This is a genomic window from Micromonospora sp. NPDC047187 (assembly GCF_040643355.1).
GTDB classification, from domain to species: Bacteria; Actinomycetota; Actinomycetes; order Mycobacteriales; family Micromonosporaceae; genus Micromonospora; species Micromonospora salmantinae.
Genome location: NZ_JBEYUF010000020.1, coordinates 24,242 through 50,158 on the forward strand (window position 1 = coordinate 24,242; position 25,917 = coordinate 50,158).

Here is a 25,917-nt window from a genome sequence, read left to right on the forward strand (position 1 = left end):
CGATACGGGCGATCAGGTCCCGTGCGGCCGGCAGGTCGTCCGGGGTGTTGAGGGTGACGATCTCCGGGGCGCCGTCGCCCTTGAGTTCCCGCTTGACCAGGCCGGCGAGGGTGCCGGCCGGGGGCAGTTCGATCACGCCGGTGACCCCGAGGTCGGCAAGCGTACGCATGCACAGGTCCCACCGCACCGGTGCGGTGACCTGACGAACGAGGCGCTGCACCATGGCCGCGCCGTTGTCGACCGCGGTGCCGTCGAGGTTCGACAGCAGGGTCCGGGCCGGGTCGGCGGGGGTGATCCCGGCGGCCTCCGCGGCGAGCGCGGTCTCGGCCGGAGCCATGTACGGGGTGTGGAACGCGCCGGCCACCTGGAGTCGGATGATCCGGGTCCGTGCCGGCGGCGCGGCGGCGAGTTTGTCGAGCCCGTCCAGGGCGCCTGCGGCGACGATCTGCCCAGCGCCGTTGCGGTTGGCCGGGTAGAGCCCGTTCGCCTCGATCGCGGCGATCACCTCGTCGGGGTCGCCACCGAGCACCGCGGCCATTCCGGTCGGCTCCAACGCGCACGCGGCGGCCATCTCCCGGCCGCGAACCCCGGCCAGGGTGATCGCGGCGTCGGCCGACAGCACACCGGCCAGGGCGGCGGCACCCAACTCGCCGACGCTGTGGCCGGCGGTGAGCGCGACGCCGTCCAGGGGCAGGTGCTCGGCCGCGAGCAACGCCGCGGCGACCAGCAACGGCTGGGTGCGGGCGGTGTCCTTGATCTCGTCGGCGTCGGCCTTGGTGCCCAGGTGCAGCAGGTCGACCCCGGCCAACGCCGACCAGTCGCGCAGTCGCGCCTCGGTGCCGGTCAGGTCGAGCCAGGGGGTCAGGAAGCCGGGTTTCTGAGAACCCTGGCCGGGACTAAGTACGGCGAGCACGTCTATGACTCTCCCGGATAAAGGCGGGTAACGCGGTGCCGCCTTCGACCAAACCACACTAGGCCCTTTAGAGGTTTCCTACAAAGATCGGCGGGGATCATCCTCGGTTTGGGCGGATTTCCGGGTAGCCGGGGTCATTGTCTGAGTCGGGACCGACGAGGCCAGCGGGGCGACCGGATCCAACCGACCCACGGTCAGCGCGACCTGAAGGGCGAACGCGTCGCGCGGCGACAGCGGCGAGAACCCGGTCACCTCGGCGATCCGGCGCAACCGGTAGCGCACCGTGTTCGGGTGCACGAACAGTGCCCGCGCCGCGCTCTCCAGCGTCCCACCTGCGGCCAGGAAGGCGTCCAGCGTCGCCAGCAGTTCCCCACCGGCGCGCACCAGCGTCGCGTACACATCGTGACGCAGCCGCCGACGGGCCTCGGCGTCGCCGGCGAGGGCCCGCTCCGGCAGCAGGTCCGCGGCCGGCACCGGCCGGGGCGCGCTCGGCCAGGCTGGTGCGGCCCGAAAGCCGGACAGCGCGGCCCGCGCCGACTCGGTCGCCTCGTCGAGACTCGGTACGGCGGGACCGACCACCACCGGGCCGTCCCCGAACGCGCTCAGCAGCTTCGCGGTGGCGGTCAGCGGGTCAGGTGCGCCGCCCAGCACGATCACCAACCGGTCGCCGTGGACGCCGCCGATCACCTCCACGCCGATCCGGCGGGCCTGCCGGTAGACCACGTGCAGCACCGCGGAGACCTCGCCGCCGGGCGACCGACCGACAGCCACCGCCACCGGCGGCGCGTCCGCCCAGCCGAGCGCGGCGGCCCGACTGGCCAGGACGTCCGGCGAGTCACCGCGCAGCAGCGCGTCGACAAGCAGCGCCTGCAACCGGGCGTCCCAGGCGCCGCGCGACTCGGCGGCCCGCGCGTACACCCGGGCGGCGGAGAACGCGATCTCCCGGGAGAAGCGCAGCACCGCCTCGCGTAGCTGCTGCTCCTCACCCTCGGCGGCCAGGTGCGACACCTGCTCCTCGACCACGTCGATCGTCACCTTGATCAACGCCACGGTCTGCTGGAGGGTGATCGACCGGGCCAGCGCCTGCGGGGCGGCGGCGAAGACCTCGTCCGAGACCTCCTGGGTGCTGTCCGCAGTGCCACCGCCGTCGCGCAGCCACTGCACCAGCGACCTCGCGCCCGCCTGGGCCACCAGCATCACCCAGGAACGCTGGTCGGCCGGCAGCGCCCGGAACCAGGGCAGCGTCTCGTCCATCCGGGCCACGCTGGAGGTGGCCAACGCCCCCGCCGATCGTTCGATCCGGCGCAGCGTGGCCGACAGCTCCCCACCGCCCGGCGTGCTCACCGCCCTAGCCTGACACGTCGTGAGCAGGCCAACCACGCCGGCACCGGTCCGCCGACCACCGTCGGTGCCCGTCTCACGGCTGTGGGGGAGCGGGCAGGCCCACCTCCTGGGCAAGGATCGCTGCCTGCACCCGGCTGCGCAGGTCCAGCTTCGCCAATATCCGGCTCACATGGGTCTTTGTGGTGCTCTCCGCCAGCACCAGTCGATCGGCGATCTGCTGGTTGGACAGGCCCAACCCGAGGCAGGCCAACACGTCACGCTCACGCGGGGTGAGGGTGCCCAGCGCCGCCCGCGCGTCCGCCGACGCGCCCGGCGCGGTGGCCGCGAAGGCGGTGATCAACCGGCGGGTCACAGTGGGCGCGATGAAGCCGTCGCCCCGCGCCACCGTCCGTACCGCGCTCACCAGGCCCTCGGCGTCGGTGTCCTTGAGCAGGAACCCGGCCGCGCCGGCCCGTAACGCCCCGAAGACGTACTCGTCCAGGTCGAAGGTGGTGAGCACCAACACGTCGGCGAGCCCGTCGCCGACGATCGCCCGGGTCGCGGAGATCCCGTCCCGACGCGGCATCCGCACATCCAGCACCGCCACGTCGGGGCGCAACTCCCGGCACAGGCGCACCGCGGCGTCGCCGTCGGCCGCCTCGCCGACCACCTCGACGCCCGGTGAGCTGTTCAGGATCAGGACCAGTCCGGCCCGTACCGCCGGCTGGTCGTCGGCGAGCACCACCCGTACCGTCGCCGGGCCCGCGTCGTCCGGTGGCCTTGCCGGCCCGGTCACCCGCCCTCCCCGGTGGGCAGGGCCGCCCGCACCTGCCAACGGCCGTCGTGCGGCCCGGCGGTGAACCGGCCGGCCAGCAGCGTGGCCCGCTCCCGCATGCCGATCAGCCCGGCCCCGGCGCCCGGCAGCCCGGCCCCGCCCCGGCGCACCGGGTTCTCCACAGTCAGCACCACCTCGGCCGGCCGGTACGCGATCGTCAGCTCCGCCTCACCCGTGCCGTGCTTGAGCGCGTTCGTCAGCGACTCCTGCACGATGCGGTACGCGGCGAGGTCCACCCCCACCGGCAACGCGCCCGGCGTGCCATCGGTCCGGACCCGCACCGCGAGGCCGGCCGCCCGGACCCGGTCGACCAGTCCGTCCGCCTCGGCCAGCCGCGCGGTGACCACCTCCGGCGTGGCCGGGTCTGCGCTGGTCCCGGGCTCGCGCAGCACCTCGATCATCTGGCGCATCTCGGCGAGGCCCTGCACACTGCTCTCCCGGATCACCCGCAACGCCGATTCCACCTGACCGCGATCCAACCCGGGCACGGAGAGCACGGCGGTGGCGTGGATGGCCACCGCGCTGAGGTGGTTCGCGACCACGTCGTGCAACTCCCGGGCCATCCTGGCCCGTTCGGCGCTGACCGCCTGCCGACGGTCCAACTCGACCAGCCGGGCGGTCTGCTCGGCCCGCGCCCGCTCGGCGGCGGCCTGGTCGCGGTACTGCCGCACACTGATGCCGGTCAGGACCGGCAGCACCCCGGCGAGCACCACCAGGACCCCGAGCGCCGCCCCGCGCCACTGGCCGTACCCGAGCACGCCGACGACCACCCCGACCAGGCTCAGCGTCACGGTGATCCGCAGCAACCACCGCCACAGCCGGGGCGGGCCGTACACGCAGGCGTCGTAGAGCACCTGCGTGTAGACCAGGACCGTGCCCAGCGAACTGCCCAGCGCCGTGTCGACCACCAGCGCGCCCGTCCCCACGGCCAGGCTGGCGCGTGGTGCGACCCGCCGTAGGCCGACGGCGACGCAGACCGCCACCAGCGGCGGCAGGAACAGCGCCGACGGCACGTTCCCGTCCGGACGGACCTGCGGTTGCCAACCCAGGCCGTGCAGCACCAGGCCACCGGCCAGTGACGCGCCGGCCAGCACGAGGTCGCGGCCGAGGGTGCCGGAGTCGAGCCACGGTGGCGCACGCATGCCCCGATCCCACCACAGCCGTCGCCCGCCGAACTCCCACCGGGGGAGGACCTCGACCGCGCCGCCATGCGCCGAAAGGGGTACGCGGACCCTTGCCGACCGCCGGTGTGTGCCCTCGGCCGGGACGCCCCGGGTGAACGGCACCAGAAGAAGCTGTGAACTGCGTAACCGGCCCCCGCGCTCAGCGGCGTCTTCGAGGACCGGCCGGTCCGGACCCCGGGTACGCTGCGCGCGGCCCGTCGGTCCCGGCCAGTACGGTGACAGGGCACCTCGGGGAGAGCACCCGAGGGTGAGGCGAGCGTGAGGAGACCGGGGATGGCGCACGGGGAGGCCGAGCACGGCTGCGCCCAGGGCGAGCCCTGCCGGCCGGGGCACCACGACCCGCAGGCGGCTGGCAAGCACCGCCGGCCGGTCGGCGGCGCACCATCGCACCCGGTGGAGCCGCTGCACGGGCGCGTCGACGACGAGCCCCTGCTGCCGCGTCAGCGCTCCGCCGAGCCCGCCGGTCTCGCCGAGCCCGACTCGGACGTTCCCGCTGGTTGCCTCAGCGAACTTCCCGGCTGGGCCGGGGCACATCGGCACGGCGCGGTCCGACCGCGGCCGCGGGCCACCCGCCGGGAGCGCCCACCGCGCCGCTGGTGCTGAACACCGGCGACGCACCCGCTGACCAGCGAGTGCCTCGGGTCAGCGGGTACGCCGGCTCAGCGTGTGCGGCGGCGGATCAGTAGGGCGATCCCGGCGAGGCCGACCGTGATGGTCAGCATCACGCCGACGTTGAGCAGCAGCAGGCGTTGCAGGTCGCCGAGCGCCTCGTCGAGGTCCTTCGCCGGGTCGAGCGTGTCCTCCGGGAGGACTCGCTCGCCGCCGCCCGCGCCGCCACTGACCGTGTCGAACTGCCGCTCCAGCGGCACACCGGCGGTGCGCAGGGTCTCGGACATGCTGAGCCGACCCAGGAACCAGCCGGCGCTGGTCTTGCGGCCGTCCGGCTGCTTCGCCGGCCGGAAGACGCGGGGGCCGCCGATCGCCTTGGGATAGAGGTCGTAGGTCTGCTTCGGCGTCTCGCCGGCGAGCACCACGACAGTGTATTTCGGACCGAGGTTGGCTGCCTTCGGACCGGTCGGCATGCCGGTGCGAGCGAGGAAGTTGACCTGGTCGATGACCGCGCCCACGAGGGCGGGCTCCTTGTCCGCGTGCAGCCGCAGCGGCGCGGACAGCCCTGTGCCGGTGATGTCCACTCCGGCGGGTGCCGGCTTCGGCGCCGCCGAGGCCGAGCCGGCGGTGCCGAGCGACAGCAGTGCCACCGTCAGCGTGCCCGCCAACACGGCGGCGAACCGCCTCATGTGTCGGACCATCCCGCCTCCTCGCCCCGTTCGATGGATGGCTTCGTCGTGACGTCTGGACCGATCTGCCGGTGCGGCATCGACCGGATGGTCGCGTCCACTCCTACAGACTCCGCAGAACGTCGATGAGTTGCAGCTTTCGGAACAGTATTTGGAACTATCTGCGATCTCTGCTCGACTAATGAGGAGCCGTTTGATCAGCGGGCGGATCGTACCCTTACGGAGGGGTTCATGGGGGGCAGGGTTACACGTACGGTGCGGGTCATGCCAGTGGTGCTCGGCGTGGCGTTCGGTGTGTCGTTTCTGGTGCCGGCGACCCCGGCCGCCGCCCACAACCAGCTGACCGGCAGTAACCCGCGTGACGGCGCCCGCGTGGCGTCGGCACCCGCCCGGGTCGAGCTGCGGTTCCTCGCCAAGCCGTCGCCGACCACGACGAAGATCACAATAACCGGACCGGACAATGTGGTCGCTGGCGGGACTCCCGCCTTCGACGGCAGTCGGGTGCGGGTGCCGTTCAAGCCGGCCGCCGCGGGGCTCTACATCGTCGGCTACCAGCTCGCGTCGTCCGATGGGCACCCGGTGAAGGGCGAGGTGCGGTTCACCCTCACCACCGGCACCGCGGCCGACCCGTCCGCCTCGCCGTCGGCCGCCGGCACCAGCCCGGCCGGCTCGCCCTCGGCTGCCACGTCGGCCGAGGGCGCACCCTCTGCCGGGCCCGCGTCGGTGACCCCCGGCAGCTCGACGGCCTCCACGGTGCCGGCGGCGTCGGAGCGGTCCGACTCCGGCGGTCGCTGGTGGATCTGGGCGCTCGGCGGCCTGTTGCTGCTCGCCGCACTCGGGGCCGGCCTCGTGTTCCGCCGACAGCGACGAGCTCGGTAACCCTCTGATCCTCGCCGCCCCCCGGTGGGTCAGGTGCGCGGGTCATCCTTTGCTCTGCACCCGCGGATGCGACGGCTACGGTCTGCGACCGGCGCCTATTGGGGTGCAGAGCAAAGGACAGGGCGATGCGGAGTTGCACCGGCGACGCGCTCGTGACGCGTCGACGAGCGACAGTCAGACCAGGCGCAGGCGGGCGGCGCGCATCCGGGTCAGGGTGCGCTCGCGACCGAGCACCTCCAGCGACTCGAACAGCGGCAGACCCACGGTGCGGCCGGTGACCGCGACCCGCACCGGCGCCTGCGTCTTGCCGAGCTTGAGGCCCCGCTCGGCGCCGACCGCCTCCAGGGTCGACTTCAACGACTCGGCGTCCCAGGACTCCAGCGCCTCGAACGCCGCGACGGCGTCGTCCAGCAGCTCGGCGGAACCGTCCTTCATCGTCTTGGTCCAGGCGGCCTCGTCGATCAGCGGTGAGGCCAGGAAGAGGAAGTCGACGTTCGGCACGATCTCGCTGAGCACCGCGATCCGCGTCTGGGCCAGTGCCGCCACGGCGGCGAACGCGTCGGCGTCGAACTCCTCCGGCTGCCACGGCGGCGGCGCGATGGTCCCGGTGCCGGTCAGCCACGGCTGGCAGGCGTCGATGAACTCGGCCACCGGCAGCGCGCGAATGTACTCGCCGTTGAACGCGCGCAACTTCTTCTCGTCGAAGAACGCCGAGGAGAGGTTGACCTCGTCCAGCCGGAACTCGTCCTCGATGACCGACCAGGGAACGATCTCCCGGTCGCCGGAGGGGGCCCAGCCGAGCAGCATGAGGTAGTTGCGCATCGCGCCGGCCAGGTAACCCTCGTCGCGGTACGCCTCCAGGGCGACCTTGTCCCGGCGCTTGGAGAGCTTCTGCCGCTTCTCGTTTACCACCACCGGCACGTGCGCCCAGATCGGCGGCTTGACCCCGAGGGCTTCCCAGAGCAACTGCTGCTTGGGAGTGTTGGGCAGGTGCTCCTCGGCCCGGATCACGTGGGTGATGCCCATGGTCATGTCGTCGACGACGTTGGCCAGCAGGAAGACCGGCGAGCCGTCGCCCCGGGCGATGACGAAGTCCTCGATGAGCTTGTTCTCGAAGGTGGGCTCACCACGGATCAGGTCGACCACCACTGTCGCGCCCTCGTCAGGCGTACGGAAGCGCAGGGCGTGCCCCGGGCCGGGGCCGAGGCCACGGTCGCGGTGGTAGCCGTCGTAGCCCTGGTACTGCGAGCCGGTGCGGGCCTGCACGTCCTCGCGGGTGCAGTCGCAGTAGTAGGCGCGGCCCGACTCGTTCAGGCGCGCGGCGGCGGCCCGGTGCTCGCCTGCGTTCGCCGACTGGAAGTACGGGCCCTCGTAGCTGCCCCGGGAGATCCCGATCCAGTCCAGCGCGGAGAGGATGCCCTCGGTCCACTCGGGCTTGTTGCGCGCCGCGTCGGTGTCCTCGATGCGCAGCACGAACACGCCGCCCTGCTGCTTGGCGTAAATCCAGTTCTGCAGCGCCGAGCGGGCGCCGCCGACGTGGAACATACCGGTCGGGGAAGGGGCGAAGCGCACACGTACTGTCACGTCCCCCAGCCTACGGCGGTACACGACTGCTTTCCGCCACCGCCCCCTAGGGCACCGAGCGGATCTTGACGACCAGCGCGCTGCCGAGCAGGGTGACCACTGCGGTGACCGCGTAGAGCGTGGGATAACCGCCCAGGTACACCACGAGCGGGGCGGAGAGCGCCGGGCCGAGCACCTGCGGCGCCGAGTTGGCGATGTTGATGACGCCCAGGTCCTTGGCCCGGTCGGTGGCCCGGGGCAGCACCTGGGTGATCAACGCGGCGTCCACCGAGAGGTAGACGCCGTAGCCGGCGCCGAGCAGCAGCGCCGCGACGATCGCCATCGGCCAGACCGGCGCCACCGCGAGCAGCAGCGCCGCCACCGCCATGATCAGCCCGGAGACGATCACGTAGATCTTGCGGCGGCCGGAACGGTCGGACATCTGGCCGGCGACCACGGCGGTCAGCATCATCCCGAGCGTGTAGAGCAGGATCAGCACCAGCAGGCCGCCCTCGGGGTCGGGGTGGCGCACCCCGTCGCTGAGGAAGTACAGCAGGTAGAGGGTGCCCAGGGCATTGCCCAACTGGACCAGGAACCGGGTGATCCAGGCCCACGCGAAATCCGGGTGCCGGCGGGGGCTGATCCACATCGAGGCCAGCAGCGCCCGCGTCCGGATCGCCGGTCGATGGGTACGCGGCAGCGGTTCGTCGGGGGTGAGCAGCGCGAACGGCAGCGACAGCAGCAGGATGGCCACGGCGATGGCCAGGTAGCCGGCGGCGTTGCCGGTGACCACGGCGGTGACCAGCACAGCGCCGAGTACCAACCCGAGCGCCTGCGGGATGCCCACCCACCCCGAGACCCCGCCGCGCTGCCGCACCGGGACCCGGTCCGGGATGGCGGCGGTGAGGCTGGCCAGCATCGCGTTGAAGCAGACCTGCGCGGCGACCCAGCCCAGGGCGACGCCGAGGATGGTCCGTTGTTGGGCCAGCAGCACCAGGGCCGCCGCGCCGAGCACTGCCCCGCCCGCCGTCCAGACGTGCCGACGACCGAACTCGCGGCCGGCGATCCGCAGGCAGGTCCGGTCGGAGAACGCGCCCGCCAGGGGGTTGGCCAGCACCGCGGCCAGCGCGCCGAGGCCGGTGACCACGGCCAGCATGTTCTCCTTGTCGCCGGGCGCGATCTGCTCGATCTGCTGCGGCAGCAGCACCTGGATGGGCGTGAAGAACGCCATCCACACGCCGAGGTTCGCCGCGAAGATCAGGCCGATCCAGCCGCGCCGCACCGGCACCGTCGGTTCGGCGAGCGCCGCCGGCAGCGACGCCGGCGTCGGGTCGAGGGTGGTCACCGCGCCGACCCCGGCCGGCTGGCCGTGATCACGTCCCGCAACCAGGTGTACGACGACTTCGGCGTACGCCTCTGGGTGGCGTAGTCGACGTGCACCAGACCGAAGCGCTTGGTGAACCCCTCGGCCCACTCCCAGTTGTCCAGCAGCGACCAGACGAAGTACCCGCGTACGTCCACCCCGTCGTCGATGGCGGCGCGGACCGCCCGCAGGTGCCCGTCGAGGTACGCGATCCGCTCCGGGTCGGCCACCTGCCCGTCGGCGTCGGGTGCGTCGTCGTACGCGCAGCCGCCCTCGGTGATCTCGATGGGGGGCAGCGCGTCGCCGTAGGTGTCGCGCAGCCAGCCGAGCAGCTCGCGTAGCCCGTCGGGGTCCACCGGCCAGTCGAAGGCGGTGCGCGGGTAGCCGTCCAGCGGCACGAGGTCGAACGGCAGTGGTGAACCCTCCTCGGCCGCCCGTACGCCGGTGGGGTTGTAGTAGTTCACCCCGAGCACGTCGATCGGCGCGGCGATCGTGTCGAGGTCGCCGGGGTGGATGACGCCCGGGTCGAAGCCGGGCAGCTCCGGGTAGCCGCGGCCGAGCAGCGGGTCGGTGAAGAGCCGGTTGTGCAGCGCCTCGTACGCCGCCCCGGCGGCCCGGTCGGCGTCGCGGTCGCCGAGCACCCGCACCGGCGAGTAGTTGTTGGCGATCGCCACCGGGCTGGCGGTGTGGCTCCGCAGCGCGGCGACGGCGAGCCCGTGCCCGAGCAGTTGGTGGTGGGCGACCGGGAAGGCGTCGAAGAGCAGTATCCGGCCGGGGGCGTGCACACCCATGCCGTAGCCGAGGCTCATGTGGATGAACGGCTCGTTGAGGGTGATCCAGAGCCGGACCCGGTCGCCGAGGCGGGCGGCGCTCTTCTCGGCGTACTCGGCGAAGCGGGCGGCGGTGTCGCGGTGCATCCAGCCGCCGGCGTCTTCGAGGGGTTGCGGCAGGTCCCAGTGGTAGAGGGTGGCCACCGGGTCGACGCCGGCGGCCAGCAACTCGTCCACCAGGCGGTCGTAGAAGTCCAGGCCGGCCGGGTTGACCGGGCCGGCGCCGGTGGGCTGGACCCGGGGCCAGGCGATGGAGAACCGGTACGCGGAGACACCCAGGCCGGCCAGCAGCGCCACGTCCTCGGTGTGCCGGTGGTAGTGGTCGCAGGCCACCTCGCCGCTGCTGCCGTCGCTGATCCGCCCGGGGGAGCGCGCGAAGGTGTCCCAGATGGACGGAGCTCGGCCGTCGGCCGTGGTGGCGCCCTCGATCTGGTGGGCCGATGTGGAGACGCCCCAGCGGAAGCCGGTGGGGAACTGGGGCATCGGTGCGGTCGACATGCGCCCTCCCGGTCAACGTGAAACGTGCTCGGGACTTTAGGGCGCTCTCGATGAATGCGCCATAGGCCGGCCTGGCGCAATGCGCAATGGTTGATCGGCGTGTCTTTTTCCGAACCCGTCCAGGTAAGTCCGATTTAACGCATAGAGTGCCGATATCGTGTGATGTCCTCACCGGAGGAAAGACGGAAATGATCCTCGTGGAACGCAGTGCGCACGTGGCGGCGCCAATTGAAGTGGTCTGGGATGTCGTACAGCGGGCCGAGCAGTTGCCGGCCTGGCTGGCCGGGGTCCGAGCGGCCGAAGTGCTCTCGGGAGAGGGCTTCGGGCGGCGACAACTCGTCCAGGCTGGGCGCGGCTCGGCGCATGAGGCCGAGGTGATCGCCTATCAGGAGCCGACGCTGATCGGCTGGCGGGAACGGGCCAAGGGCGCTGGATCTCGGGCGGAGGCACGCACCGAGATCTACGTCCAGCTCACCGGAGACGAGGAGGAGGGCGGGACCATCGTGCGCCTCATCGTGGTCCGCTGGCCGGCCGGCCCGGTCAAGGCGGCCATGCTGCGCCTCGGACTGCGTCGGGTCGGCGCCGACCTGGAGGACTCGCTGGCCCGGCTCACCGACCTGGCCGCCGTCGGCTGACGAGCGCCCATCCTCCCGGCGTCACCCGCGACGGCGGTGGTCCGGATCCCCGCCAGGGCCCCCGGACCACCGCCGCTCCGTACCCCAAAAGGGCCCGGCGCTGATGCGCCGGGCCCTCCTCAATGGTGCTGAATCAGCTGTCGCCGCCGGTCTCGCCGACCGGGGCGGCGTTGACGTCGTCGATCGCGTACTTCTTGGCGGCCTCGGCCGGCACCGTGGTCGCCACCGCGCCGCTGCGGGCGAGCTGGCGCAGCGTGGCCACCACGATCGACTCCGCGTCCACGTGGAAGTGCCGGCGCAGCGCGTGCCGGGTGTCCGACATGCCGAAACCGTCGGTGCCGAGCGACGTGTAGTCGCCGGGTACCCAGCGGGCGATCAGATCCGGTACCGCGCGCATGAAGTCGCTGACCGCGATCTTCGGCCCGTCCGCCTCGGCCAGCTTCTGCTGGATGTACGGAACCTTCGCCTCGGCGCCCGGGTTGAGCAGGTTGTACTCCTCGGTCTCCACCGCGTCGCGGCGCAGCTCGGTCCAGGAGGTCACCGACCAGACGTCGGCGCCCACCCCCCAGTCCTGGGCGAGGAGCTGCTGGGCCTTGAGCGCCCACTGCATGCCGGTGCCCGAGGCGAGCAGGTTGGCCTTCGGGCCGTCGACCTGCGGTGCCGGCGAGTAGCGGTAGATGCCCTTGAGCAGGCCCTCCACGTCCACGTCGGCCGGCTCGGCCGGCTGAAGCGTCGGCTCGTTGTAGACCGTCAGGTAGTAGAAGACGTTCTCCTGCGCGTCCCCGTACATCCGGTGCAGACCCTGCTCCAGGATGTGCGCGATCTCGTACGCGAACGCCGGGTCGTACGCCACCACGGCCGGGTTGGTCGCGGCGATCAGCAGCGAGTGCCCGTCCTCGTGCTGAAGGCCCTCACCGTTGAGCGTGGTCCGACCCGCTGTGGCGCCGAGCAGGAAGCCCCGGGCCATCTGGTCGGCCGCGGCCCACAGCCCGTCGGCGGTCCGCTGGAACCCGAACATCGAGTAGAAGATGTACATCGGGATCATCGGCTCGTCGTGCGTGGCGTACGCCGAGCCGGCCGCGGTGAACGAGGCCACCGAACCGGCCTCGTTGATCCCCTCGTGCAGGATCTGCCCGGAGGTCGACTCCTTGTACGACAGGAACAGCTCGCGGTCGACCGAGGTGTAGCGCTGGCCGTGCGGCGAGTAGATCTTCGCGGTCGGGAAGATCGAGTCGAGACCGAAGGTGCGGGCCTCGTCCGGGATGATCGGCACCCAACGCTTGCCGAACTCCTTGTCCTTCATCACGTCCTTGAGTAGACGGACGAAGGCCTGCGTGGTGGCCACCTTCTGCTTGCCCGAGCCGCGCTTGATGTCGGCGAACCGCTCCGGGCCGGGGATGGCCAGCCGCTTCGTGCTGGTCCGCCGGGAGGGCAGGTACCCGCCGAGCTGCTCGCGCCGCTCCTTGAGGTACGCCAGCTCCTCGGACTTCTCGCCGGGGTGGAAATACGGCGGCAGGTAGGGGTTGTCCTCCAGCGCCGAGTCCGGGATGTCCAGGTAGAGCCGGTCGCGGAAGGTCTTCAAGTCCTCCAGCGTCAGCTTCTTCATCTGGTGGGTGGCGTTGCGGCCCTCGAAGTGCGAGCCGAGGGTCCAACCCTTGATCGTCTTCGCCAGGATGACTGTGGGCTGACCGGTGTGCTCGGTGGCCGCCTTGTAGGCCGCGTAGAGCTTGCGGTAGTCGTGCCCACCCCGCTTGAGGTTCCAGATCTCGTCGTCGCTGAGCGGCTCGACCATCTTGCGGGTCCGTGCGTCACGGCCGAAGAAGTGCTCCCGCACGTACGCGCCGGACTCCGCCTTGTAGGTCTGGTAGTCACCGTCGGTCGTGGTGTTCATCAGGTTGACCAACGCGCCGTCGGTGTCCGCGGCGAGCAGCGGGTCCCACTCACGACCCCAGACGACCTTGATCACGTTCCAGCCGGCACCCCGGAAGAACGCCTCCAGCTCCTGCATGACCTTGCCGTTGCCCCGGACCGGGCCGTCCAGCCGCTGCAGGTTGCAGTTGATCACGAAGGTGAGGTTGTCCAGCTCCTCGCGGGCGGCGACGCCGATGGCGCCGAGCGTCTCCGGCTCGTCCATCTCGCCGTCGCCGAGGAACGCCCAGACGTGTTGCTGGGAGGTGTCCTTGATGCCGCGGTGCTGCAGGTACCGGTTGAACCGGGCCTGGTAGATCGCGTTCAGACCGCCGAGGCCCATCGAGACGGTGGGGAACTCCCAGAAGTCCGGCATCAGCCGAGGGTGCGGGTACGAGGGCAGCCCACCACCGGGGTGCGACAGCTCCTGGCGGAACCCGTCGAGCTGGTGCTCGCTGAGCCGCCCCTCCAGGAACGCCCGCGCGTACATGCCCGGGGAGGCGTGGCCCTGGTAGAAGATCTGGTCGCCACCGCCCGGGTGGTTCTTGCCCCGGAAGAAGTGGTTGAAGCCCACCTCGTAGAGCGACGCCGAGCTGGCGAAGGTGGAGATGTGCCCGCCGACGCCGATCTCCGGGCGCTGCGCCCGGTGCACCAGCATGGCGGCGTTCCACCGGACGTACGCCCGGATTCGCCGCTCGACGTGCTCGTCACCCGGGAACCAGGGCTCGCGCTCCGACGGGATGGTGTTGATGTAATCGGTGGTGGTCAGGGGCGGAACCCCGACCTGGCGCTCACGGGCCCGCTCCAGCAGGCGCAGCATGACGTAGCGGGCGCGTTTGGCTCCGCGTTCGTCGATGACACCGTCAAGCGACTCGACCCATTCGCTTGTCTCTTCAGGGTCGATGTCCGGAAGCTGGCTCGGTAGGCCGTCGCTGATCACCGGGCGCTTGCGTTCCGTAGCCACAGGCGTTCCCTCGGTTGTGTGTGGGATAGGTCTCTAGCGCCATCCTGCCCCCTGGTGGCACCCGTCGTCACGTCTAGGTGCCCCCGACGCGATGCTGAACACAGGTACTCGCCGGTAACTTAGCGCGACGGCCCTGTGGAACCTGAGCGGTTTGACCGCCACTCCTACCGTTACCGCCATGAACGGACGCCGTGTCGCGGTCGCCGCGAGCATGATCGTTTTTGGGGTGGTTGGCCTGGTCATCGGCGCGGTCGCCCTCGCCTCCGGCAGCCTGCCGATGGTCGGACTGGTGGCCGTCGGCGCCCTGGTGGCCGTGCTCGGCGCGGGCCTGCTGCGCGACGCGATCCGCGCGGCCCGTCTGAGCGGCCAGGATGGCCGTCGTCGCGGGCGTCCGGACCCGGACGGCGGCGGGTACCACTTCCACCCGATGCCCGCCGGTGACGCCGGGAGCGGGCACGTCGGCCGCCAGCGGGACGGCGACCACGACCGCTCCGACGATCCGGAGCCCGCCGGCGGCAGCAGCGACTCCGGGGGAGGCTGGTCCGGCTGGGGCTGGTCCGGCGGTGACTCCGGTGGCGGGTGGTCCGGTGGCGGCGACTCTGGCGGCGGTGGCGGCAGTTCCTGACCGCACCCTGCGGCAGAATGCGACGTATGCGCAGCGACGTGATCACCGTCCAGACCGGGTCCCGACCGACCGTCCGGGACATCACCGCGGAGGCCCAGCAGTTCGTCTCGGGCGAGGGCGACGGCCTGCTGCACGTGTTCGTGCCGCACGCCACCGCCGGCCTGGCGATCATCGAGACCGGGTCGGGGTCCGACGACGACCTGCTCAGCGCCGTGGACGACCTGCTCCCCACCGAGGACCGCTGGCGGCACCGACACGGCTCGCCCGGCCACGGCCGCGACCACGTGCTGCCGGCGTTCATCCCGCCGTACGCCACGCTGCCGGTGCTCGGCGGTCGACTGGCGCTCGGCACCTGGCAGTCGATCTGCCTCGTCGACACCAACGGCGACAACCCGACCCGCCAGGTCCGCTTCTCCTTCCTCCCCGCCTGACCACCGTCCCGGTCCGTCGTCGCCGTCGTCCCGCCTCAAGATCCGCACAACATCCCGGAAACTGCTGCCTCAATGCACGGCGAGGCAACAAGATCCCTGATGTTGCGCGGATCGTGAGGCGTAGAGCGGGTTACGGGCGGACGGTCTCCTGGTGGACGGTCTGCTGGCCGGGGTCCGCGGACGGCGCGGCAGTGCGAGCCGCTGACGGGAGCGGGTTGTCCGCCGTCTGGTGCAGGCCGGGCACCCGGTCCTCGATCACGAACGAGGCCCGCGTGTACGCGGGCGCGTCCGGCCGAGTGACGTACGGCAGTACGTCGAAGTCGGCCGTGAGCTGCCCCGGAGTGATCGTCGTGCGGACGTACCCCCGCAGGTTGTTCTGGAAGCGTAGGTGCGGGTTGAACGCGAACCACGGGTGCGAGCCGGAGACCGAGTCCGCGCCGTCGCCGGTCGAGGTGATCGACGAGCAGACCAGCTCGGTGCCGACGGTGCGTGAGGTCGGGTCGGAGTAATCCAGCTTGAGGTCGCTGGCCCAGTGCGCGTGCACGTCGCCGGTCAGCACCACCGGGTTGCGCACCCCGGCGCCGAGCCAACCCCGGGTGATCCGGTCCCGGGAGGCGACGTAGCCGTCCCAGGCGTCCATGCTGGTGACGGTGAGCGGGCCGGCGTTGTTGTCCCGCTGGGCGAAGAAGACCTGCTGGCCCAGGATGTCCCACCGGGCGTCCGAACGGCGGAAGCCGTCCAGCAGCCACGCCTCCTGCTCCGCACCGGTGATGGAACGGCCCGGGTCCGATGCCGCCGCGCAGTCCCGGTAGCCGTCGCCGCAGGCCTGGTCGTCGCGGTACTGCCGGGTGTCGAGCATGTGGAACGTGGCCAGCCGCCCCCAGCGCACCCTCCGGTAGAGCTGCATGTCGATGCCCCGGGGGATCGAGGTGCGTCGTAGCGGCATGTTCTCGTAGTACGCCTGGAACGCCGCCGCCCGACGCGCGGGAAACTCGGGGTCCGGCGCCTCGGGCACCTCGTCGGCCCAGTTGTTCTCCACCTCGTGGTCGTCGAACACCACCACCCAGGGCGCCACCGCGTGCGCGGCTTGCAGGTCGGTGTCGGTCTTGTACTGGGCGTGCCGTTGCCGGTAGTTGGCCAGCGTCCGCGTCTCCGGTCCCTCATGGTCACGCGGGTTGCCACCCGGGACGTTGTACGTGTCCGGGGCGTATTCGTACTGGTAGTCGCCCAGGTGCAGGATCAGCTCCGGCTCGGTCTCGGCGAGGCGGCGGTAGGCGGTGAAGTAGCCGTGCTCGTACTGGGAGCAGGACGCGAAGCCCATCGCCAGGGCGGCCGGCATGCTCGACGGTGAGGGAGCGGTGCGGGTGCGCCCGATCGGCGAGAGGTGTCGCTCGGCGCGGAACCGGTAGAAGTATTCGCGCCCGGGCAGCAGGCCGGCCAGCTCCACGTGCACGCTGTGCGCCGAGCGGGTGCGGGCGACCGCGACCCCACGGCGCACCACGTGCCGGAACCGCTCGTCGGCGGCCAGCTCCCAGTGCACCGGCACGTCGCGGTCCGGCATGCCGCCGAGGCCGTCCTCGGCCAGTGGTTGCGGGGCCAGGCGGGTCCACAGCACGAAGCCGTCGTGGTCGGGGTCGCCGGAGGCGACACCGAGGGTGAACGGGTAGGTCAGCGGCCGGTGGGCCGCCGCCGCGCCGGCCGCCACCGGCAGCCCGGTGACCGCGCCCGCGGCGCCGAGTGCGGCGCCGGACAGCAGGATGGTACGTCGGGACAGTGACACGAAATCCTCCCCAGAATCCGATCTCTCGTGACTAGGGGGAGCCTCGCGAGCGTTGGTGGCCGGGAGGTGACGGCGAGGGCCCCGGTCCGTCGCCGGCAGTCGAACACCGATGATCGCGGTCGATCCGCCCCCGCGGGGTTCCAGTCCTCGCCGAGGAGTTTGATCGGTGACCTGGGCGGTGAGATGGCGTGCGTACGATGTGGTCGTGACGCGGCAAATGGGTTCCGCGGTGAGCGGTCCGGCGGATCGGGCCGGTCTCGCCGTCGATGTGGTGCGGCGGATGGCGCACGTCACCGCCGCGTTGCGACACCGGCAGGGTGCCGCGTTCGCCGATTTGGGGCTCACCCCGGCGGCGGCCCGGGCGCTGGGGGAGTTGGACCCGGACCACCCACTGCCGGCCCGGGATCTCGCCGGTCAGTTGGGTTGCGACCGGTCGAACGTGACGGTGCTGGTCGACAAGCTGGAGCAGGCCGAGCTGGTCGAGCGCCGCACCGACCCGACGGATCGGCGGCAGAAGACACTGGTGGTGACCGAGGAGGGCCGCGTCGTGCGAGCCCGGGTGATCGAGGTGATGTCCGACTCCCGACTCCTGTCCGGGCTGAGCGACGAGGAGCTGAGCACCCTTCGTGACCTGGTCTGGAAGGTGTCCGACGGCGGCTGTCCGGAGTCCTTCGGGCCGGAGTGAGCGCACCCCCGCCGGCCGTGTCCCACTGGGCGAGCGGGGCTTCCGTCGGTAATGCTGTCCGACGTGACCACCCCGCAAGATCTCGACGACCGGTTCCGGGAGACGCTGGCGGCGCTGCCTGCCGCCGAGCGGCGGCGTGACCCCGCCGACCCGGTCACCGACGACGCCCCGCTGAGCGGCGCGCAGGTGCTTGACCTGTTCGACGCGCAGGTGACCAGCCGGCAGCTCGACCTGGCCGGCCGCTGGTTGCGCAGCTTCGGGGAGGGCTTCTACACGATCGGCTCGGCCGGGCACGAGGGCAACGCCGCTGTCGCCGCCGCGCTACGTCCCACCGATCCGGCGCTGCTGCACTACCGCTCGGGCGCCTTCTACTGCCTGCGCGCCGCCCAGGTCGCCGCCGACCCGGTGCTGGCCACCGACTCCGAGCCGTCCGCCGACCCGACGTTGGCCACCAACTCCGAGCCGTCCGCCGCCGCCGACCAGGACGTCGACCGAGCGCGGGCCGTTGGCGTCGAGCGGTCCGCCGACAGTGAGTCGACAGTCGACGGGGCGTCGACCCGCGAACCCGAGTCGACCGCCGATCCGCAGGTGTCCGAATCGGAGCCGGCCGGGACCGCACCGACCTCGGCGACCGGAGCCGCCAACGGGTTCGCGGCGTACGCCGACGCGGCCCGGGACGTGCTGCGCGGAATGGTCGCGTCCAGCCTCGAACCGATCGCCGGGGGACGGCACAAGGTGTTCGGCCGGGCCGACCTGGCCATCGTGCCGACCACCTCGACCATCGCCTCGCACCTGCCCCGCGCGGTCGGAATGGGACTGGCAGTGGAGCGGCTGCGCCGGCTGGATAGCGCCGGACGGCGTACCGGGGCCGGCGTGCGGGTCGGCAGCGGCGCCGGCGCCACGCACGCCCCCTGGCCACCGGACGCCATAGTGGTCTGCTCCTTCGGCGACGCCTCGGTCAACCACGCCAGCGCCACCGCAGCCTTCAACACCGCCGGGTGGTACGACCACGCCGGGCTGCGGATTCCGGTGCTCTTCGTCTGCGAGGACAACGGGCTGGGCATCAGCGTCCGCTCGCCGGAGGGCTGGGTCGAGGCGACCCTGCGGGCCAAGCCGGGCATCCGCTACTTCAACGCGGACGGAGCCGACCCGGTGCGGACGTACGAGGTGGCGGCGGAGGCCGCGGCCTGGGTACGCCGCAACCGGCGGCCGGCCGTGCTGCACCTGCGCACCGTGCGGCTGATGGGGCACGCCGGGGCGGACGCGGAGTCGGCGTACCGGAGTCCGGCCGAGCTGGCCGAGGACCTGGCCCGGGACCCGGTGGCCGCCACCGCGCGGCTGCTTGTCGACGCCGGCGTCGCGACCGGCGAGGAGCTGCTGGCCCGGTACGACGAGACCGGCTGGCAGGTACGCCGGCTGGCCGAGGAGGTGCTGGGCGAGCCGAAGCTGGCCTCCGCGGCCGACGTGGTGTCGACGCTGGCCCCACGACGTCCGGTGCGGGTGGCGCGGGCGGTGGCCGACGCCGCGGCGCGGGCCAGCGGGCCGGGCGCCGGCGCCCGGGCGGAGGCGTTCGGTGGGAAGCCGCCGGAGCTGGCCGGGCCGATGACCCTGGCGCAGAGCATCAACGCCGCGCTCGCCGACGGGATGCTCGACCACCCGCAGATGGCGCTCTTCGGTGAGGACGTGGCGGCCAAGGGCGGCGTGTACGGGGTGACGAAGGGGCTGCGCGACCGGTTCGGGGCGGCCCGGGTCTTCGACACCCTGCTCGACGAGACGTCGGTGCTCGGGCTGGGCCTCGGTGCCGGGCTGGCCGGGATGCTGCCGGTGCCGGAGATCCAGTACCTGGCGTACCTGCACAACGCCGAGGACCAGCTGCGCGGTGAGGCGGCCACCATGCGGTTCTTCTCGCAGGGTGCGTTCCGCAACCCGATGGTGGTGCGGGTGGCGGGCCTGGCGTACCAGGAGGGGTTCGGCGGGCACTTCCACAACGACAACTCGGTGGCCGTACTCCGGGATGTGCCCGGTCTGGTGGTCGCGGTGCCGGCGCGGCCGGACGATGCCGCGCCCATGCTGCGGACCTGTCTGGCGAGCGCGGCGGTGGACGGCAGCGTCTGCGTGTTCCTGGAACCGATCGCGCTTTACCATACCCGCGACCTGTACACGGAGGGTGACGGGGAGTGGCTGGCCGGCTATCCGGAGCCAGGTGGGTGGGTGGCCGGTCACGTGCCGATCGGGCGGGCCCGGGTCTACCGGGTCGGCTCGGCGGACGACCTCACCATCATCACCTTCGGTAACGGGGTACGGATGTCGCTGCGGGCCGCAGCCGTCCTCGCCGAGGAGGGGGTGGGCACCCGCGTGGTGGATCTGCGCTGGCTGGCTCCGCTGCCGGTGGCCGACATCATCCGGGAGTCCTCGGCGACCGGCCGGGTGCTGGTGGTGGACGAGACGCGCCGCTCCGGCGGGGTCGGCGAGGGCGTGATCGCCGCGCTGGTCGACGCCGGATATGTCGGTGCCGCACGTCGAGTGGCGGGAGTTGACTCGTTTGTACCATTAGGTCCGGCAGCACGTCACGTACTGGTCTCCGCCGAAGCCATTACCGACGGTGCCCGTACGCTGCTGGCACGGTAAATTCCGTTCCACCCGGTGCGCCACTTGCGCGAAGACCAACAACTGTGTGGACTTTGCCTGACGGCGTCGCACCGACGCCGCGAGCAGGGACGAGATGAGGAGGCACGCGACAGTGAGCGCGACCGCTGGTCAGGCCGCCGACGGGGTACGCAGCCTGGCGGACCGGTTCGGAATCGAACCGGGGATGGTCGTCATGGAGATGGGGTACGACGACGACGTCGACCAGGATCTCCGAGACGCCCTGACCGACCGCTGTGGAGATCTGGTCGACGAGGACACCGACGAGGTGGTCGACGCGGTGCTGGTCTGGTACCGGGACGGCGACGGTGACCTTTTCGAGTTGCTCGTCGATGCCCTCGGCCCGCTGGCCGACAACGGCGTCGTGTGGCTGCTCACCCCGAAGGCGGGGCGCGAGGGTCACGTCGAGCCGAGTGAGGTCGCGGAGTCCGCGCCCACCGCCGGCCTTCAGCAGACCTCGACCGTCAACGCCGGCCGGGACTGGAGCGGCGCCCGTCTGGTGCTGCGTCGAGGGGCCAAGGCCAAGAAGTAGCCAGCGCCGATCCGCTCGCCCGACGGTCCGCCCACCGCCGGGTAGCAGGCTGACGCGGTCGCCCCGACTCGACGCGAGGAGAGTTCGCATGCCCATCGAGGTTGGTGCCGAAGCACCCGACTTCGTGCTCAAGGACCAGAACAACCAGGAGGTCCGCCTATCGGACTTTCGGGGCAGGCGCGCCGTGCTGCTGGTCTTCTACCCGCTCGCCTTCACCGGCACCTGCCAGGGCGAGTTGGGCGAGGTGCGCGACAACCTCGGCGAATACGTGAACGACGACGTGCAGGTGCTGACCGTCAGCGTCGACTCGGCCTACAGCCACAAGATCTGGGCCGACCGTGAGGGCTACCAGTTCCCGATGCTCGCCGACTTCTGGCCGCACGGCGCCGTCGCCCAGGCGTACGGGGTCTTCAACGACGTGGCCGGCTTCGCCAACCGGGGCACCTTCCTCATCGACAAGACCGGTGTGGTCCGCTTCGCCGAGATGAACGGCGCGGGCGAGGCCCGCGACCAGCAGGGCTGGCGCAAGGCCATCGCCGAAGCGACAACCTGACCGGGGTACGCCGTGCGCCCGGGTCGGTGGCGGGCAGGTAAGCTTGCCAGCCACCGGCCCGCCACACGGGCGATCCGGGCGCGTAGCTCAGTGGGAGAGCACTCGCCTTACAAGCGAGGGGTCGCAGGTTCGAAACCTGCCGCGCCCACCCTTCACCGCCAACGAAGCCTCCCCGAGAAAATCAGTTCCCGGGGCGGAGCACTCGGAGCAGGGCGGTACGCAGCGCGTCGGCAGCCTCGGCGTGGGTCATCCGGCCGGCGTCGACCTCCTCGCCTGCGGCGTGGCCGATCTTGATCGTGATCGCGGCGAGCCAGTCGGCGGGGAGTCCTCTGTCGAACTCGCCGCTCGCCTGACCGCGCTGGATCACCCGAGTTATTCGTTCGGCGACCGGGGCGTGGCGTGCCACGTCGACGTCCGGGCTCACCGGAAGTGCCGCGATCTGCTGGACCAGGACCGGATAGCGCGCCGCGATCTGGGCACCGGCCTCGAGCACCCGGATCAGCGCGTCTGCGGCGGCACCGGTGTCTGGCTCGGCGGCGTCCATCGCGGCGACGGCGTCGTCGGTGATCCGGTCGACGATGGCGGCCATCAGGTGCTCGCGGGATGGAAAGTGGGCGTAGACGGTCTGCCGGGTCAGCCCTGCATCGGTGGCGATGGCGTCGAGGCTGGCATCGGGCTGCGCGTCGAGTAGCCGGATTGCCGCATCGAGGATCGCCCTGTAGTTGCGACGGGCGTCGGCGCGACGGTTGCGCTCCACTGAACGACTCATCTCTTACACCTTGCCAAATTTCTCGGAGATAGATATTTACGAGCTGTAAAGATTCAGCGGGGATCACGAGCTGATGGTGGGTGAGATGGGCGCGCTCGATGGCACCGACCCGAAGAAGTTCATCACCGACTTCTTCACCTCCTTCATGAGCGACCTGGCTCGCGGTGACGAAGACCCGACGGTGATCGTTGATCGGTACCACACGCCCGACATTGTGCAGGTCGCCGACGGCAACCTGATGGACCGCGCCAAGCTCATCGCGCACACCCGACCGGCCCGGAAACACCAGACCGGCGCCCGGTGGGAGGTGCATGAGGCGATAGCGGACGAGGACCGTATCGCCGCCCGCTACACCCTGCACTTTCAGACCTCCAAGCGCGAGGGCAGCGTCGACGTCCACTTCTTCGGGCAGTTCGCTGCTGATGGGCGGATGCGCCGGGCGCACATGCTCACCCGATCGGTCCCCGCCAAGGTCAGCGGTGCCGCTCCAGCCGAGGTCAGCTCAGAGTCCTCGCCACCAGAGGCACCCGACCGACGGCAGTCGCCGGCATGACCGTCAGCAGCTATCGGGTGATCGGTATGGCCTGCGGGCACTGCGCAGGCTTCGTCACCGAGGAGATCGGACGGATTCCCGGTGTCACCACTGTGGCAGTGGACGTCGAACGCGACACCGTCACGGTGACGAGCGATGGACCTCTCGACATCGCCGAGGTACGTGCCGCAGTCGAGGAAGCCGGCTACGAACTGCCCTGACGTCCAGCGGTACCGCAAGCCCGGCGGCACACCTGGATCGGTCCAGGTCAAATACGAGCGATCCCTGGCAGTTCAGCAGGGCGGCACTCGGCGTTTCCAGTTGCTGAGTTGCCACCGATCAGGCAGAAGGCCAGCGCACCTAACGAGAGGTGACAGGGACGCAAATTGCCACCGGCGACGGCTCCAGATTCGGGCACCGCCATGATGGGCTGGTGCAGGACACCGTCGCCGTCGCGCTGATCACCTCACTGTCCACGCTGGCCGCCGCCGCCCTGACCGGGCTGGTCGGCGCGCTCAGCACCCGTCGGCAACTGGCCCACCAGCTCACCGTCGCCAGACACGAGAGTGTCGAGCGCCGGGCGACGCGTCGCGATGAGCTGCGGCGGGACGCGTACGTCGGGTTCCTGAGCGCCTGCGACCAGGCGTACCGGCAGTTGGACCGGCGGTGGCTCGACGTCGGCGGGGGCGAGCCGGTGCCCGGCTACGACGAGGCGTACGCGGCCATGCGCGCCGTGGACGAGGCGTACAACCTGGTGTTGCTGGAGGGCCCGGCGGAGGTCGCGGTGGCCGGCCGGGCCGTGTTGACCAGCCTCACCACCGAGTACGCCGACCAGCGCCGGCTCGCCGACGAGCCGGGCGACGGGGGCGCGCCGCTGCGCGACCGGCACCGGGAGCGCTGGCTCGCGGCGATCGAGGTACGGACGAAGCGCCGAATCTCGTTCGTCGACGCGGTGCGCGCGGTGTTGGGTCACGAAGGGTGACGAGCCGCGTTCCTGCGTTGAGGCCGGGCGGCGCCGGATGGCGCGGCGGCACCGCCCGGGTTCCTCAGCTGGTGAAGCCGCCGTCCACGTTGACCACCGCACCGGTCACGTAGCTGGCCTCGGGGCTGGCCAGGTGTGCGACGGTGGCCGCGATATCGGCGGGGCGAGCGTACCGGCCGACGGCGGTGAATCCGCTGATCGCCGCCGCGTTCGGTCCGTCCGCCGGGTTGGCGTCGGTGTCCGTCGGCCCGGGGTTGACCAGGTTGACGGTGATGGCCCGTGGGCCCAGTTCACGGGCCAGGCCCCGGGTCAGCCCGACCAGAGCGGTCTTGCTCATCGCGTAGAGCGTCAGCCCGGGAAATACCGCCCGTTCACCGACGTTGCTGCCGATGCTGATGATCCGTCCGCCGTCGCCCAGGTGCCGCAGCGCCGCCCGCGCGGCGACGTACGGTGCCCTGATGTTGACCGCGATCGTCTGGTCCACCTCTGCCGAGCCCAGCTCGTCCAGGGCGCCGACCAGGAACACCGCGGCGTTGTTGACCAGGATGTCCAACCGACCCAGTTCGGCGGCCGCCCGGTCGACCGCGCCCCGCACGGCGGCCGGGTCGGCGCCGTCCGCCTGGATTGCCAGCGCTCTGCGGCCCAGCGCCTCGATCTGCTTCACCACGGTTGCGGCCCGCTCGGCGTCCTGCCGGTAGGTCAGCGCCACGTCGGCCCCGTCCTGTGCAAGGCGCAGCGCGATGCCGGCTCCGATGCCCCGGGAACCCCCGGTCACCAGGGCGACCCTGTTGTTGAGTGTCGTCGTCATGCAAACGATCATCTGGCCGCGCAGCCCTCCCGTCTGGCGGCCATCGGACGTCTCGCTCCGACCTCGAAGTCCGATACCCGCGATCATCGACGGCCTGCGGACCCGGCGGTCCGCCATGATCCGCGCAACGTCGCGGATCCTGCCGCCTCACCAGGCGACGAGACAGCAGGATCACCGAAGTTGCGCGGATCTTGCGAGGTGGGGGAGGGTGGGGCGAGCGATTCGGGGAGCGTGGTCGTGGAACTGGCAGGCATTGGCGCGGTGCTCTTCGACATGGATGGCACCCTTGTCGACTCCGACGCCGCCGTGGAACGGGCCTGGGAGCGGTGGGCCGCCGAGTACGGCGTCGACCCGGCGGCGGCGTTGGCGATCGCGCACGGCAGCCCGGCCGACCGGACCATCCGCCGGCTGCTGCCCGCGCTCGACGAGGCGGCGGTCGCCGCCGCCGCGGCACGACAGCTCGCGTTGCAGTACGACGACCTGTCCGACGTGACGGCCACCCCCGGGGCGCACGAGCTGCTGAACGCGCTGGCCCGGCTGGGGTTGCCCTGGGCGGTGGTGACCAGCGCCGACACGCCGCTCGCCGAGGCCCGGCTCGGCGCCGCCGGCATCAAGGCGCCGGTGCTCGTCACGGTGGAGGACGTCAGCGTCGGCAAGCCGGACCCGGAGGGCTACCTGCGGGGCGCGGCGCTGCTGGGCGTACCGGTGGTGCGGTGCCTGGTCGTCGAGGACGCCGAGGTCGGCCTGCGGGCGGGGCGGGCGGCCGGGGCGATGACTGCCGCGCTGAAGGGCCTCGACGGCGACCTGCGCCTGCACGACCTGGCCCAACTGGCGCACCAGCTGGAGTCGGCACCCACTGTGCCCTGACCCGCTCGCGACGACGAAGGGGAGACGCTGTGGAGTTGACGTTGACGCCGATGACGGCACAGGAGTTGGCCCGCCTGCTCGGATCACTGGAGCAGGGGTACGCCGAGGACCTGGTGGCGCACCGGGGGATGACCCCGGAGGCGGCCCTCGACCGGTCGGTCAACCAGATCCGGGAGTCGCTGCCGGCGGGCGCGGCCACCGAGAGGGCCCTGCTGCGGGTGGGCCGGGTCGGCGACACCGAGATCGGCTGGATCTGGGTGACCCTGCCGACGGCCGCCGCCCCGGACCAGGCCTGGATCCACAACATCGAGGTGCACGAGGAGCACCGGGGACGCGGGTACGCGCGGCGGATGATCCAGCTCATCGAGGCCGAACTCGCCCAGCTCGGCGTGCCCGAGCTGGGTCTGAACGTCTTCGGTACGAACACCGTGGCGATCGGCCTCTACCGCAGTCTGGGCTTCGAGGTCACCTCGCAGCAGATGGCGAAGCGCCTCACCACGGCGGGCTGAGCCGG

25 protein-coding genes, 1 tRNA gene and 1 pseudogene are annotated in these 25,917 nt (G+C 71.6%); 15 read left to right on the plus strand and 12 right to left on the minus strand.

Annotation, left to right across the window (positions count from 1 at the left end; all coding sequences use genetic code 11):
* Positions 1 to 4: 4 nt before the first annotated feature.
* The 4 genes and pseudogenes from ABZ794_RS25545 to ABZ794_RS25560 all read right to left on the minus strand — a co-directional run.
* Positions 5 to 913 (minus strand): annotated as a pseudogene (locus ABZ794_RS25545) (ACP S-malonyltransferase); the annotation flags it as partial.
* 78 nt (positions 914 to 991) lie between these two features.
* On the minus strand, positions 992 to 2,293 hold the full coding sequence (locus ABZ794_RS25550) for a helix-turn-helix domain-containing protein (RefSeq protein WP_357517924.1): 1,302 nt from the start codon (positions 2,291 to 2,293) through the stop codon (positions 992 to 994).
* Between the two features lie 37 nt (positions 2,294 to 2,330).
* Positions 2,331 to 3,032, minus strand: coding sequence for a response regulator transcription factor (locus tag ABZ794_RS25555; protein WP_210783431.1), 702 nt, complete (start codon positions 3,030 to 3,032; stop codon positions 2,331 to 2,333).
* Complete coding sequence (locus tag ABZ794_RS25560) at positions 3,029 to 4,213, minus strand: histidine kinase (protein ID WP_357517926.1); 1,185 nt, start codon at positions 4,211 to 4,213, stop codon at positions 3,029 to 3,031. The genes ABZ794_RS25555 and ABZ794_RS25560 overlap by 4 nt, the downstream gene beginning before the upstream one ends.
* A 315-nt stretch (positions 4,214 to 4,528) precedes the next feature.
* On the opposite strand from ABZ794_RS25560, the gene ABZ794_RS25565 reads away from it, so the two are divergent.
* Positions 4,529 to 4,858 carry a hypothetical protein gene (locus tag ABZ794_RS25565; RefSeq protein ID WP_210783435.1) on the plus strand — a complete coding sequence of 110 codons (330 nt, stop codon included), beginning with the start codon at positions 4,529 to 4,531 and terminating at the stop codon, positions 4,856 to 4,858.
* A gap of 56 nt (positions 4,859 to 4,914) precedes the next feature.
* On the opposite strand, the gene ABZ794_RS25570 is transcribed toward ABZ794_RS25565, so the two are convergent.
* Positions 4,915 to 5,565, minus strand: coding sequence for a hypothetical protein (locus tag ABZ794_RS25570; RefSeq protein WP_210783437.1), 651 nt, complete (start codon positions 5,563 to 5,565; stop codon positions 4,915 to 4,917).
* A gap of 252 nt (positions 5,566 to 5,817) precedes the next feature.
* On the opposite strand from ABZ794_RS25570, the gene ABZ794_RS25575 reads away from it, so the two are divergent.
* Positions 5,818 to 6,432, plus strand: a complete 615-nt coding sequence (locus tag ABZ794_RS25575; protein WP_238690538.1) for a copper resistance CopC family protein — start codon at positions 5,818 to 5,820, stop codon at positions 6,430 to 6,432.
* 174 nt (positions 6,433 to 6,606) lie between these two features.
* Here ABZ794_RS25575 and gltX read toward each other — a convergent pair whose 3' ends face one another.
* From gltX to ABZ794_RS25590, 3 genes are read right to left on the minus strand one after another with little or no spacing between them, the layout of a single operon-like run.
* Positions 6,607 to 8,016, minus strand: a complete 1,410-nt coding sequence (gene gltX / locus ABZ794_RS25580) for a glutamate--tRNA ligase (protein ID WP_307850521.1) — start codon at positions 8,014 to 8,016, stop codon at positions 6,607 to 6,609.
* Positions 8,017 to 8,062: 46 nt separating this feature from the next.
* On the minus strand, positions 8,063 to 9,340 hold the full coding sequence (locus ABZ794_RS25585; RefSeq protein ID WP_357517930.1) for an MFS transporter: 1,278 nt from the start codon (positions 9,338 to 9,340) through the stop codon (positions 8,063 to 8,065).
* Positions 9,337 to 10,686, minus strand: coding sequence for a GH1 family beta-glucosidase (locus ABZ794_RS25590; protein ID WP_357517931.1), 1,350 nt, complete (start codon positions 10,684 to 10,686; stop codon positions 9,337 to 9,339). Before ABZ794_RS25590 ends, ABZ794_RS25585 begins: the two co-directional genes overlap by 4 nt.
* A gap of 188 nt (positions 10,687 to 10,874) precedes the next feature.
* Here ABZ794_RS25590 and ABZ794_RS25595 point away from each other — a divergent pair, with 188 nt between their 5' ends.
* The gene (locus ABZ794_RS25595) at positions 10,875 to 11,321 is read left to right on the plus strand and encodes an SRPBCC domain-containing protein (RefSeq protein WP_210783445.1); all 447 of its coding nucleotides are present in this window, start codon (positions 10,875 to 10,877) and stop codon (positions 11,319 to 11,321) included.
* Between the two features lie 133 nt (positions 11,322 to 11,454).
* On the opposite strand, the gene aceE is transcribed toward ABZ794_RS25595, so the two are convergent.
* Positions 11,455 to 14,193, minus strand: a complete 2,739-nt coding sequence (gene aceE, locus ABZ794_RS25600) for a pyruvate dehydrogenase (acetyl-transferring), homodimeric type (RefSeq protein ID WP_210783447.1) — start codon at positions 14,191 to 14,193, stop codon at positions 11,455 to 11,457.
* 178 nt (positions 14,194 to 14,371) lie between these two features.
* On the opposite strand from aceE, the gene ABZ794_RS25605 reads away from it, so the two are divergent.
* The gene (locus tag ABZ794_RS25605) at positions 14,372 to 14,818 is read left to right on the plus strand and encodes a hypothetical protein (RefSeq protein ID WP_210783449.1); all 447 of its coding nucleotides are present in this window, start codon (positions 14,372 to 14,374) and stop codon (positions 14,816 to 14,818) included.
* A 26-nt stretch (positions 14,819 to 14,844) separates the two neighbouring features.
* The gene (locus tag ABZ794_RS25610) at positions 14,845 to 15,249 is read left to right on the plus strand and encodes a YjbQ family protein (RefSeq protein ID WP_167457620.1); all 405 of its coding nucleotides are present in this window, start codon (positions 14,845 to 14,847) and stop codon (positions 15,247 to 15,249) included.
* Between the two features lie 130 nt (positions 15,250 to 15,379).
* Here ABZ794_RS25610 and ABZ794_RS25615 read toward each other — a convergent pair whose 3' ends face one another.
* Positions 15,380 to 17,029 (minus strand): alkaline phosphatase D family protein, encoded by a 1,650-nt coding sequence (locus ABZ794_RS25615; protein WP_210783451.1) that lies wholly within the window; start codon positions 17,027 to 17,029, stop codon positions 15,380 to 15,382.
* Between the two features lie 217 nt (positions 17,030 to 17,246).
* Here ABZ794_RS25615 and ABZ794_RS25620 point away from each other — a divergent pair, with 217 nt between their 5' ends.
* From ABZ794_RS25620 to ABZ794_RS25640, 5 genes are all read left to right on the plus strand, one after another.
* Positions 17,247 to 17,714 carry a MarR family winged helix-turn-helix transcriptional regulator gene (locus ABZ794_RS25620; protein ID WP_357517998.1) on the plus strand — a complete coding sequence of 156 codons (468 nt, stop codon included), beginning with the start codon at positions 17,247 to 17,249 and terminating at the stop codon, positions 17,712 to 17,714.
* 51 nt (positions 17,715 to 17,765) lie between these two features.
* Positions 17,766 to 20,342, plus strand: a complete 2,577-nt coding sequence (locus tag ABZ794_RS25625) for a thiamine pyrophosphate-dependent enzyme (protein ID WP_210783453.1) — start codon at positions 17,766 to 17,768, stop codon at positions 20,340 to 20,342.
* Between the two features lie 112 nt (positions 20,343 to 20,454).
* Positions 20,455 to 20,892, plus strand: a complete 438-nt coding sequence (locus ABZ794_RS25630) for a DUF3052 domain-containing protein (RefSeq protein ID WP_030330240.1) — start codon at positions 20,455 to 20,457, stop codon at positions 20,890 to 20,892.
* Positions 20,893 to 20,980: 88 nt separating this feature from the next.
* Entirely contained in the window at positions 20,981 to 21,445 is a 465-nt protein-coding gene (locus ABZ794_RS25635) for a peroxiredoxin (RefSeq protein ID WP_357517935.1), read from the plus strand.
* A gap of 76 nt (positions 21,446 to 21,521) precedes the next feature.
* Positions 21,522 to 21,593: transfer RNA gene (locus ABZ794_RS25640), tRNA-Val, on the plus strand.
* A gap of 33 nt (positions 21,594 to 21,626) precedes the next feature.
* On the opposite strand, the gene ABZ794_RS25645 is transcribed toward ABZ794_RS25640, so the two are convergent.
* Complete coding sequence (locus ABZ794_RS25645) at positions 21,627 to 22,214, minus strand: TetR/AcrR family transcriptional regulator (RefSeq protein WP_210783457.1); 588 nt, start codon at positions 22,212 to 22,214, stop codon at positions 21,627 to 21,629.
* 85 nt (positions 22,215 to 22,299) lie between these two features.
* Here ABZ794_RS25645 and ABZ794_RS25650 point away from each other — a divergent pair, with 85 nt between their 5' ends.
* The 3 genes from ABZ794_RS25650 to ABZ794_RS25660 all read left to right on the plus strand — a co-directional run bounded on the left by ABZ794_RS25650 (position 22,300) and on the right by ABZ794_RS25660 (position 23,728).
* Positions 22,300 to 22,767: a nuclear transport factor 2 family protein gene (locus tag ABZ794_RS25650; protein ID WP_210783459.1), complete on the plus strand. Its 468-nt coding sequence runs from the start codon at positions 22,300 to 22,302 to the stop codon at positions 22,765 to 22,767.
* Positions 22,764 to 22,967, plus strand: a complete 204-nt coding sequence (locus ABZ794_RS25655; RefSeq protein WP_357517938.1) for a heavy-metal-associated domain-containing protein — start codon at positions 22,764 to 22,766, stop codon at positions 22,965 to 22,967. Before ABZ794_RS25650 ends, ABZ794_RS25655 begins: the two co-directional genes overlap by 4 nt.
* 212 nt (positions 22,968 to 23,179) lie before the next feature.
* On the plus strand, positions 23,180 to 23,728 hold the full coding sequence (locus tag ABZ794_RS25660; protein WP_210783463.1) for a hypothetical protein: 549 nt from the start codon (positions 23,180 to 23,182) through the stop codon (positions 23,726 to 23,728).
* Between the two features lie 64 nt (positions 23,729 to 23,792).
* Here the strand turns inward: ABZ794_RS25660 and ABZ794_RS25665 are convergent, their stop codons facing one another.
* On the minus strand, positions 23,793 to 24,536 hold the full coding sequence (locus ABZ794_RS25665) for an SDR family oxidoreductase (protein WP_357517940.1): 744 nt from the start codon (positions 24,534 to 24,536) through the stop codon (positions 23,793 to 23,795).
* A gap of 237 nt (positions 24,537 to 24,773) precedes the next feature.
* On the opposite strand from ABZ794_RS25665, the gene ABZ794_RS25670 reads away from it, so the two are divergent.
* Positions 24,774 to 25,403, plus strand: coding sequence for an HAD-IA family hydrolase (locus ABZ794_RS25670; protein ID WP_357517942.1), 630 nt, complete (start codon positions 24,774 to 24,776; stop codon positions 25,401 to 25,403).
* A 29-nt stretch (positions 25,404 to 25,432) separates the two neighbouring features.
* Entirely contained in the window at positions 25,433 to 25,912 is a 480-nt protein-coding gene (locus ABZ794_RS25675) for a GNAT family N-acetyltransferase (RefSeq protein ID WP_238690545.1), read from the plus strand.
* Positions 25,913 to 25,917 lie beyond the last annotated feature (5 nt).